Origin of the sequence: Fibrobacter sp. (assembly GCA_024399065.1) — a bacterium.
Lineage (GTDB): Bacteria > Fibrobacterota > Fibrobacteria > Fibrobacterales > Fibrobacteraceae > Fibrobacter.
Genome location: JAKSIB010000038.1, coordinates 1 through 11,136 on the forward strand (window position 1 = coordinate 1; position 11,136 = coordinate 11,136).

The 11,136-nt window shown below is 53.1% G+C and carries 7 protein-coding genes; 1 reads left to right on the forward strand and 6 read right to left on the reverse strand.

Annotated features, from left to right (window positions below; all coding sequences use genetic code 11):
• The 6 genes from carB to MJZ25_13960 form a co-directional block, all read right to left on the reverse strand.
• Positions 1–3,212: carbamoyl-phosphate synthase large subunit (gene carB / locus MJZ25_13935; protein MCQ2125274.1), on the reverse strand; the 3,212-nt coding region annotated here is incomplete at its 3' end.
• A 123-nt stretch (positions 3,213–3,335) separates the two neighbouring features.
• Positions 3,336–4,454: a glutamine-hydrolyzing carbamoyl-phosphate synthase small subunit gene (gene carA, locus MJZ25_13940; protein MCQ2125275.1), complete on the reverse strand. Its 1,119-nt coding sequence runs from the start codon at positions 4,452–4,454 to the stop codon at positions 3,336–3,338.
• 19 nt (positions 4,455–4,473) lie between these two features.
• Entirely contained in the window at positions 4,474–4,713 is a 240-nt protein-coding gene (locus tag MJZ25_13945; protein MCQ2125276.1) for a hypothetical protein, read from the reverse strand.
• A 170-nt stretch (positions 4,714–4,883) separates the two neighbouring features.
• A complete protein-coding gene (gene pyrG, locus MJZ25_13950) occupies positions 4,884–6,554 on the reverse strand; it encodes a CTP synthase (glutamine hydrolyzing) (protein ID MCQ2125277.1) in 1,671 nt (556 codons plus the stop codon).
• Positions 6,555–6,861: 307 nt separating this feature from the next.
• Positions 6,862–8,982 (reverse strand): glutamine synthetase III, encoded by a 2,121-nt coding sequence (locus tag MJZ25_13955; GenBank protein ID MCQ2125278.1) that lies wholly within the window; start codon positions 8,980–8,982, stop codon positions 6,862–6,864.
• Between the two features lie 430 nt (positions 8,983–9,412).
• Entirely contained in the window at positions 9,413–10,270 is an 858-nt protein-coding gene (locus MJZ25_13960; GenBank protein MCQ2125279.1) for an Rpn family recombination-promoting nuclease/putative transposase, read from the reverse strand.
• Between the two features lie 433 nt (positions 10,271–10,703).
• Here MJZ25_13960 and MJZ25_13965 point away from each other — a divergent pair, with 433 nt between their 5' ends.
• Complete coding sequence (locus tag MJZ25_13965; GenBank protein ID MCQ2125280.1) at positions 10,704–11,081, forward strand: hypothetical protein; 378 nt, start codon at positions 10,704–10,706, stop codon at positions 11,079–11,081.
• The last annotated feature ends 55 nt before the right edge of the window (positions 11,082–11,136 follow it).

Below are 11,136 nucleotides of genomic sequence, written 5' to 3' on the forward strand. Positions count from 1 at the left end.
CCGTAGTCGTGCTTGTCCATGAGGCCTTCGACGGTGGAGGTGAGGGCGGCGATGGTGGTGGTGATAGGCACGCCGCTGACCACTGCCTTGCTGCGCATCTGGATTTCATCGACCATGGCTTCGGCGCCGGTCTCGCTGGTGTTCACGATCCACTGGACTTCCTTGTCGTGGATGAGGTCCAGCAGGTTCGGGCGGCCACGGGAAATGCGGAACACGGCGCGGGTCTTGATGCCTTCGTTGTAGAGCATGGTGGAGGTGCCGCGGGTGGCGTAGAGGCCGTAGCCCAGTTCCACCAGCTGGCGGATCAGGGGCACTGCGCGGGCCTTGTCCTCGTCCTTGAGGGAGACGAAGATGTTGCCCTGGCCCGGGATGCGGTTGCCGGAGGCCAGCTGGCTCTTGAGGTAGGCGAGGCCGCGGTCGCGATCCAGGCTCATGACTTCGCCGGTGGACTTCATTTCCGGGGAGAGGGTCACGTCGACGCCCGGGAACTTCACGAAGGGGAACACGGCTTCCTTCACGCTCACGTACGGAACATGGACTTCTTCGGTGAAGCCGATTTCTTCGAGTGTTTCGCCCAGCATGCAGCGGCTTGCGTAGCTTGCCAGAGGCACGCCGATGGACTTGGAGACGAAGGGCACGGTGCGGGAGGCGCGGGGGTTCACTTCGATCATGTAGAGTTCGCCATCCTTGACGGCGAGCTGCATGTTCATGAGGCCAACCACATGGAGTTCCTTTGCAAATTCCTTGGCGTAGCCGCGAACCTTTTCCTGCAGGTCCTTGCTGAGGGTCATGGGCGGGATGACGCTTGCGGAGTCGCCGGAGTGGATGCCTGCGGGTTCCACGTGTTCCATGATGGCGCCCACCACGGTGGTCTTGCCGTCGCTGATGCAGTCCACGTCAAGTTCGGTTGCGTCTTCCAGGAAGCGGTCGATAAGGATAGGCTTGCCTTCGCCGATGGCTGCAGCCTCTTCCACGAACTTGCGGAGGTACTTTTCCTTATAGACAATCACCATGCCGCGGCCGCCAAGCACGAAGCTGGGGCGCACGAGAACAGGGTAGCCGATTTCTTCGACAATGGCGAGAGCTTCATCAACGTTATGAGCAATGCCAGAGGCGGCCTGCTTGATGCCCACCTTGTCAACCAGCTGCTTAAAGAAGTCGCGGTCTTCGGCAAGGTCGATATCCTCGGGACTTGTACCCACCACATTGGCGCCGGCCTTCTTCAGGCGCATTGCAAGGTTCAGCGGAGTCTGGCCACCGAACTGAACGATAACGCCGTAGCAGTTTTCGCGTTCGTAGATGCCCATGACATCTTCGAGGGTCAGCGGTTCAAAGTAAAGCTTGTCAGAAGTATCATAGTCCGTAGAAACGGTTTCCGGGTTGGAGTTCACCATGATGACTTCGTAGCCCTGCTTCTTCAGGGTGAAAGCAGCGTGGCAGCAGCAGTAGTCGAATTCGATACCCTGGCCGATACGGTTCGGGCCACCGCCAAGCACCATGATGCGCTTTTTCTTGTCGCGGTTCGGAACTTCGCGGACGGGCTCGGTGTGGTCTGCATAGCAGGAGTAGTAGTACGGAGTGACGGCTTCAAATTCACCGGCGCAGGTATCTACGGAGTAGTAGCTGGGCTTCAGGCTGATGGCGTTACGTGCGGCCATGACTTCTTCCGGAGTCTTGCCGAAGATGTAGCCGATCTGGATGTCGCTATAGCCGAATTCCTTGGCCTGGCGGAACAGGTCCTTGTCCTTGCAGAGGGCTTCGAGGGAGCCTGCGGCGCGGATTTCGTCTTCGAACTGGGCCAGTTCTTCCAAATGACGCAGGAAGTAACGGTCGATCTTTGTGATTTCGTAAAGCTTTTCAACGTCCCAACCGCGGCGGAAGGCGGCGTAGACCACGAAGATGCGTTCTGCACTGGGGCGGGCAACTTCCTTGGCCAAGGTCTCGTCGTCGTAAGCCAGGAACTGTTCGCACTTGGCGCAGGCGCCGAAGCCGCCGAAACCAGTTTCCAGGGAGCGCAGGGCCTTCTGCATGGACTGCTTGAAGTTGGAGCCGATAGCCATGGCTTCGCCCACGGACTTCATCTGGGTGCCAAGAGTGCTGTCTGCCTTGGGGAACTTTTCGAAGGTAAAGCGAGGAACCTTGGTAACGACGTAGTCCAGAGCCGGTTCGAAGCAGCTGGGAGTAGATTGGGTAATGTCGTTCTTCAGTTCGTCGAGAGTGTAACCCACAGCGAGGAGTGCTGCAATCTTTGCGATGGGGAAGCCGGTTGCCTTGGAAGCAAGTGCAGAGGAACGGCTTACGCGGGGGTTCATTTCGATAATGATGCGGCGGCCGGTCACAGGGTTGATGGACCACTGAACGTTGGATCCACCGGTTTCGACGCCGATAGCTTCCATGACCTTCAGGGAGTCGTCACGCATGGCCTGGTAAGCGCGATCGTCAAGAGACTGGATCGGGGCCACGGTAATGGAGTCGCCGGTGTGAACGCCCATGGGGTCCAGGTTTTCGATGGAGCAGACGATAACGGCATTGCCTTTCTTATCGCGCATGACTTCCATTTCGAATTCCTTCCAGCCCAGGAGGGATTCTTCGATCAAGACTTCGTTGTTGAGGGAGGCGTCGAGGCCGCGGTTCACGATGGCTTCGAATTCGTCTTCGCTGTGTGCGATACCGCCACCGGTACCACCCAGGGTAAAGCCCGGGCGGATAATCAAAGGCCAGCTGCCGATGGTCTGGGCGATTGCCTTGGCTTCGCTCATGGAGTGTGCAGAGCCGGAGCGGGGGAGGTCCAGGCCGATGGAGAGCATGGCGTCCTTGAAGAGCTTACGGTCTTCGGCGCGGGCGATGGATTCGGCCTTTGCACCGATGAGTTCCACGTTATAGCGGCTAAGAATGCCCTTTTCGTGGAGTTCCATGGCGAGGTTCAGGGCGGTCTGGCCACCCAGAGTGGGGAGCAATGCGTCCGGGCGTTCGCGGCGGATGATTTCGTGGAGAATGTCCACGTTCAGGGGCTCGATGTAGGTACGGTCGGCCATTTCCGGGTCGGTCATGATGGTTGCCGGGTTGCTGTTCACCAGCACCACTTCGTAACCTTCGCGACGCAGCACCTTACAGGCCTGCACGCCGGAGTAGTCGAATTCGCAACCCTGACCGATAACGATCGGACCAGAGCCAATGAGCATAATCTTCTTGAGGTCTGTACGCTTAGGCATATTAATTTCCTCTTGTAAAAATCGTCAAGTGGTTAGTGATTAGTGTTTAGTGGTTGGTGGTTAGGATTTACTGGCAATGTTCTTCTCCTGCTATCCTGTTTACTAACCACTGCTTACTAACCACTACTTTTTAAATTCCTCGATCATCTTCTTAAATTCTTCGAACAGGTAGTAGGAATCGTTGGGTCCCGGAGCGGATTCCGGATGGTACTGCACGCTGAATGCAGGAACGTCCTTGCAGCGGATGCCTTCTACGGTGTTGTCGTTCAGGTTGATGTGGGTGACTTCCACATTGGCCGGTAAGCTAGTTTCGTCGATGGCGTAGTTATGGTTCTGGCTGGTGATTTCCACGGCGCCGGTCTTCAGGTACTTAACCGGATGGTTGCAACCGTGATGGCCGAACTTCAGCTTGGAAACCTTGGCGCCCAAGGCGAGACCCAGGAGCTGGTTACCCAGGCAGATGCCCATGAGAGGATACTTGCCAAGGAGCTGTTTTACGAGAGCTGCAACCTGGGGCAGAGAGTTGGGATCGGCAGGACCGTTGGAAAGGAACACGCCATCGGGATTCTTAGCCTGAATCTGCTCGAAGGTAGTGTTGATGGGCATGACGGTCACCTTCATGTCCTGGCTTGCAAGGTCGCGAAGGATGTTGGTCTTGATACCGAAATCCAGGGCCACCACATTGTACTTGCCCTCGGTAGAGAATTCGTAACCGTTAGGGTCGCTGACTACAGAAGCATAGTCCTGGCCATCCAGGCCAATCCATTCCTTCGCTTTTTGAACCGCGTCGGCCTCGCTCATGTCAAAATTCTCGACATGGAGGTAAGCCTTCTGGGCGCCGTTGTCGCGGAGGTGCAGCGTGAGGGCGCGGGTATCGACACCAGCAATGCCAGGCTTCTTCTGGGCCTTCATGTAGGTGTCCAGGGATTCTTCGCCCACGTTTTCGGAAGCGTCGCAAAGGTCGTTGATGACGATTCCGTTCAAGAAGACCTGACGGGATTCGGACTTTTCGCTCTTGGCGGAGTAGGCGCCCACTTCAGCGGTGGTGAACACCACGAACTGACCTGCGTAGGAGGGGTCGGTAAGAATCTGCTTGTAACCAGCCATGCCCGTGTTGAACACAGCTTCGCCTACGGTGTCCTTGGCGTCGCCAAATGCGTAGCCATGAAAAACCGTGCCGTCAGCCAAGGCCAAGAATGCCTTGCGCTCGCGCTTTGCCTTCCAATTGAATTTATCGTTCATACGTTTTACCTTTTACTTGTTAATCTCTAAAAACTGGGCAAAAAAAATGGCAAAAGCGAAATGCCTTTGCCTTAAAAACTGAAAATGAAATAAAATCAAAAATCAAATGACCAACGCCCTGACCAACAACGGGAACAGAAGGAACAGCGTCACAGACAATATCTTGATTTCTTTGGGAAATAGTTGCCACGGCACCGGTGAGGTGCGCCTCGATGGAGTTTGCGACCTTGATCGCAGAAGTGGCGAATTCTCTATTCATCGGAGTCCAAAGATAAAAAAGATAGGGGTTTTAGGGGAGGGTTTTTCTCTAAAAAATTAAAGAAAAAATCTGATTTTCGACTGTTACATTTTTTGAAAAACGGCCCGCCGTAAACCCTGAAAAAGGGGCTTGGCGAACCATAGTTTCATAACTCGTTGAATTTCACCAAGTTACACACGTTCGTCGGCTGCCTTCAGCAAACCGAGGAAGAGCGGGGCGGGGTGAATCAAGGAGGACTTCAGTTCCGGATGGCACTGGCAGGCCATGAAGTAGGGATGGTCCGTCAGTTCCATGATCTGCATGATGTCTTCGCCGGAAGCCTTGCCAGAGAAAATGAGCTTCTGGGCAATCTTTCCTGTGGGGTCGCCAGCTTCGATCTGGGAGACGAATTCCGGATTCACTTCATAGCGGTGGCGGAAACGTTCGCGGGCTACAGCGGAGCCGTAAACTTCCTGGGCCTTGGAGCCTTCCTTAATCAAAATGTCGTGACCGCCCAAGCGCATGGTGGCGCCCATGTCCTTGATGTGTTCCTGGCCAGGCAAGTAGGCGATGACAGGCTTTTCCACATGGTAGGTGGCGCTTTCCATTTCGACGGTGCCGGCACCCTTCATGCCACAGACGTTGCGGGCGAATTCCACCACGGAAAGTTGCATGCCGTAGCAAATTCCCAGGAAGGGAATCTTGTTTTCGCGGACGTACTGGATGACCATGATCTTGCCTTCGATACCGCGGCTGCCGAAACCTCCCGGAACGATGACGGCGTCAACGCCCTTCAATGCGGTTGCAACAGAAACGGAACCGTTCTCGATTTTTTCAGTATCTACCCAGCGGATGTCTGCGCGAAGGTCCAAGTGTGCGGAAGAATGACGGATGGCTTCCACCACGGAGGCGTAGGAATCTTCCAGAGCCATGTACTTACCGCAAATGGCCACGGTCAAAGTCTTGCGGGGGTTCACGGTGTTGCGCTTCAGAGATTCCACCAGCTTGCTCCACTGTTCGAGTTTCGGCGGAGCATAGATGTTCAAACGCTTGGCGAGAATTTCAGGAATGCCTTCGGCGTCGTAAACCAGCGGGCATTCGTAAACGTGCTTTACATCCACACCGGAAATCACGTGGTCAGCAGGCAAGTTGCAGAACAGACCGATTTTTTCCTTCAGGTGGGGCTTGATATATTCTTCGCAGCGGCCGATGACAATTTCGGGATAGATGCCCAAGCGGTTCAAGTCGTGCACGGACATTTGGGTGGGCTTGGACTTCTGTTCGTTAACGCCCGACGGAATGGGAACGTAGGTGAGGTGCACGAACATGGCGTTGGTGCGGCCCACGTCGTGAGAAAGCTGGCGGGCTGCCTCGATATAGAACTGGTTTTCCAAGTCACCGACGGTACCGCCGATTTCAATTAGAAGAACGTCGGCCTTTTCCTGTTCTGCGATGCGGTAGAACTGTTCCTTGATCAGGTCAGTAACGTGGGGGATGAACTGGACGGTATGTCCCAGGTAGTCGCCGCGACGTTCCTTCTCGAGAATCATCTTGAAGATGCGGCCCATGGTAAGGCTCCAATCCTTCTTTGCAGTCACATTCAAAAAACGTTCGTAGTGGCCGAAGTCCATGTCGCATTCGCCACCGTCGTCCAGAACGAAAACTTCGCCATGTTCCGTGGGATTCATGGTGCCCGGGTCTGTGTTCAGGTAACCGTCGCACTTGACGGGAACCACCTTCATTCTAGCAGAAAGCAGCGCCCCGATGGACGCTGCCGCTACCCCTTTGCCGAGACCGGAGATGACACCCCCGGTAACAATAATGAATTTCGTCTTGCCGTTATACTGGTACTGTAATGCCATAATAATTCAGGTCTTTCGACCTCTCCCTGTGTCTTTCTAGTTTACACTTTTTGTAATCACAACGGCTTTTATATGCAATATCCGTGCCAAGGTGCAAAGGCGGTTTTTAGGTCAAAAACAAAGAATTGTAAAAACGATGTGTTACACAATTTGTAAAACAGAGACTTTTCTTTACAAAAGGTGTAATTATTTGCGTTCCTGGCTGGTGGCGATCGTTGCGTGAAGAGTGCTCAATAAGAAAAACGCCTCGCGAATGCGGGGCGTCTTTCATTTTTATGAGGTTCGAATTCTTGGAATCGCGTTGCTCTTAGTAGATGAAGAGCATTTCGCGGTACTTGGGCAGCGGCCACTGTTCATCAGAGATGATGCCTTCCAGCTTGTCCACAACCTTGCGGAGGGAGACCATAGCTTCCAGCTTCAACTGATGCTTGCCGGCGATAGCCTTTTCCATGACAGCGATTTCTTCAACGAGAGCCTTGTAGCCTTCGCCCAATTCCTTAGCGTAGGAATCGACAGAAACCAGACCCTGGTTCACAGCCATTTCGTTGACCTTGAGGGCTTCGGAGTAAGCCTTGATCACCTGCGGGAGAACGATGCTCTTAGCCATGTCATAAGCGACCTTAGCTTCGATGTCTACGCGCTTGTGGTAGTCTTCCAGGTTGACTTCGTAGCGGGATTCCAGTTCCACCTTGTTGAACACGCCGTACTTCTTGAAGAGAGCCACGTTGTCCTTCTTGGTGAGGGCGCCGAGAGCTTCCATGGTGGTACGGATGTTGGGGAGACCGCGCTTTTCAGCTTCAGCAACCCATTCGTCGGTGTAGCCGTTGCCGTTGAAGATAACGCGCTTGTGTTCCTTGATGATGGACTGCAGGAGCTTCTGGAGTTCCTTGTGGAAGTTGGCCTTGGAAACCTTTTCCATCTTGTCGGCGATCATGTCGAATGCTTCGGCAACGATGGTGTTCAGGATAACGTTGGGTTCAGAGCAGGACTGGCTGGAACCCGGTGCACGGAATTCGAACTTGTTGCCAGTGAATGCGAACGGGGAAGTACGGTTACGGTCGGTAGCGTCGCGGGGGAGCGGTGGCAGGATGTCGGAACCGAGCTTCATGGCACCGCCCTGCTTGCTGGACTTGGGTTCGCCCTTTTCCAGCTGTTCGACGACGTCAGCAAGCTGGTCGCCGAGGTACATGGAGATGATTGCCGGAGGAGCTTCGTTAGCACCAAGACGATGGTCATTGCCAGCGCCAGAAACGGACATTCTCAGCAAGTCAGCGTGGGTGTCAACGGCGTAGACAACAGCGCAGAGAGTGGTGAGGAAGATGGCGTTCTGGTGAGGATCCTTACCCGGGTTCAAAAGGTTGGTCTTGCCGTAGTTCACGGACCAGTTGTTGTGCTTACCGGAACCGTTGATGCCTGCAAACGGCTTTTCGTGGAGGAGGCAGACGAGGCCGTTCTTGTCGGCAACGTTGCGGAGCACTTCCATAATCTGCATGTTGTGGTCGCAAGCCAGGTTCACTTCTTCAAACATCGGAGCGAGTTCGAACTGAGCAGGAGCCACTTCGTTATGACGGGTCTTTGCCGGAATGCCCAGCTTCCACAGCTGATCTTCAACTTCGTGCATGAAGTTCAGGATGCGAGCCGGGATGGAGCCGAAGTAGTGGTCTTCCATCTGCTGGTGCTTTGCGGAAGGTGCGCCAAACAGAGTGCGGCCAGCCTGGTAAAGGTCCGGGCGCTGGAGGTAGAACTTCTTGTCCACCAGGAAGTATTCCTGTTCTGCACCGAGAGTGACGGTGACCTTCTGCTTTTCGACGCCGAAGAGACCCATGAGACGGTCTGCAGACTTCTGGAGAGCCTGGATGGAGCGGAGAAGCGGAGTCTTCTTGTCGAGAGCTTCGCCAGTGTAAGAGCAGAATGCGGTAGGAATGCAAAGAGTTGCACCGTTACCGTGACGCTTGATGAATGCGGGAGAGGTCGGGTCCCAAGCGGTGTAGCCGCGGGCTTCGAAAGTAGAGCGGATGCCGCCGGAGGGGAAGGAGGATGCGTCCGGTTCGCCGACGATCAGGTTCTTGCCGGAGAATGCCATGATGGCCTTGTCGCCTTCCGGTTCCAGGAAGGAGTCGTGCTTTTCTGCGGTAGAGCCGGTGAGGGGCTGGAACCAGTGAGTAAAGTGAGTTGCGCCGCGGTCCATAGCCCACTTCTTCATAGCGTGAGCCACTTCGCCTGCGATGCTGGGGTCAAGAGCAACGCCGCCTTCGATGGTGGCGAAAAGCTTCTTGCAAACATCCTTGGGAAGGTAAGCCTTCATGGCTTCGGAGTTGAATACGTCTTCTCCGTAAATGTCGATGGATGCGGGTGCTGCTGCCATAAGGCCTTCAGCGGGGGCGGAAGCGATTTCTTGAATCGATGCCATTCTGTTCTGGTTGCTCATAATGAACTCCTGACTTTTCAGTCGATTATTGTTTTTGTTTTACGGCGTCCATTATGCAAAAGCCGTGCCAATGTAGCGGAAAGTGTAAAGGATAAAGGTGAAAGGGACGTGGAAAATCGCGATTTGACGCGAGTTTTTACACTTTTTGTGCTTTTACGAATTTGTGAATTGACTTTCTTGGGATCCATTTGTTTTACACAATGTGTAAATGGATGCGGGGTAGTTACAAAATTTGAAATATGCGAAGATATGAGTCGGAAAATCGGGGAGGACTTTACACCTAGATTAAGAAAATGCTGAAAAATGAACGAAAATCGGGAATTTTAAGGAATTACAAAAAATGTAAATACAGCGGCTGGATGCAAAAATGCTCGCGGTCGTATTGACTGCGAGCGAATTTTTTTCTAAGGCCAGTGAAAAATCAAAGCGCTTAAGTGGATTTTGCCTGAAGTTCTCGAACCTGTTCTTCTGTAAGGCCGGAGAACTCTACAATTTCTTCCATGGGCTTGTTCTTGGCCAGCATCTTGCGGGCGGTTTTCTCCGCTTGCTGCTGAATGCCTTCTTCCTTCAAAACGTCGCCGACTGTCTTGTAATTGGGGCGAATGAAATCCATCTTGAAAGCCTCCGTGTAATTGGACTCAATCCATCCTCCAAAATATACATCCATTTGGCGGATTAAGTCAAGGTACTCTGCTTCAGGAAGTTCCTTGTGGATGCGGTCGATGACCTTGCGAATTGTATCGCGATACTCCTCGAGGTTACGGGCGTACTTCAGCGCTGCGATGAATGCGGCAAGGCGTGCGTTGAAACTATCAAGCGTTTCATCCGAAATGTCGCCCACATCAAGCATGATGCGCTTGAAGGGAAGCAGCAGGCGCTGCAGTTCCTTGGGGCAGTTTGTGTACAGGTTCTTCAGCGGGTTCCAATTTTCCTTCCCGTTGTAGATGATGATGGCAATGGAGGGGAGGCCCTTGTAGGCGTTCTCCTTCAGCTGCTGCACCATCAGGTGGAAATTGTACTTGCGGAGCTGTTCCAGTACGCCGTCGTCGCGAGTGGATTTGTGCTCCACCAGAAATCCGATGCATACCTGTACGGGCTTTGTGCCGGGCTCCAGAAATTCCTGCTTCACGTCGGCAAGGAATGCCAAATCCGCGTAACCAGTTGTCTCCGTGTCGCTGTAGTCGCCGGGCACGCGCCTGAAGCTCGCCTGGTCCAGCAGGTTGAAAATTCCATTAAGCTCCGCATCTACCGTAACGAGATAGCGGACCAGTTCAAGAAATGTCGGCACATCCGACAATATACCCCTGCAAAAGGGATCGTGAGGCAAATTCATAAGAATCCTCTTAATATATGTGGATGTAAAAATCAGGGAGTCGCCAGGTCGGGACGATCTCCGTGGGCGGCCATTTTCCGCCATCTAAGAAAATCGCAGCGATTGCGTCGGTTCAAAAAACTCTATTGCGACGGCGCAAAAGCTGTACTCGCGACGATTCCTAAACCTCAATCGCGATGAGTTAAAGCGTCGCCTTCGCAAACGATGGAAAGAATATATAAAATGAGAATCGTAAATAGTTGTCTTTCCGCAAAAGTCTGAAAAATGTCACTTTTTGACGTGGGAATGTTTGTAGATTATTGGTGTGCCGAAAGGTACTAGAACAAGACAACGAATGTTGTTAACGAAAACATAAGCTGCTGGGTAAAGCCCGGTAATTGAGGTAACGATGACTGACGAAATGTTTGCCGCTTTCGCGGATATTTTCCCGAATAAACTGCCGAAGTACTATGACCTGTTTTACGCTCCTTTGGAAAGGTACTTGAAAGGCTTGGTTGTAGATGAAAGTTTTCTGAAAAATGATCTTCCACAGATTATCGAACACATTGATAGGGAACGGCGGGACCCCGGCTGGTCCTTTGAGCGACTTTGCAATGAAACCTTGCGAAAGGAATCTTGGCTATCGGATTCTGAGTGTGTGCGGAATTTTCAGAAAGCTACGTCAAGTATGCGTCAGTTGGCGGTTTACCGTGACGTACTAGGCAAGGTAAAAGAAAGGTTTTTACAAATTCTGAAAAACCACAACGATAATTTACAAAAGTTGTAAAAGTTTTCGGTAATACAAAAGTCGGCGGATCGTAGAACCTGCCGGCTTTCTTCGA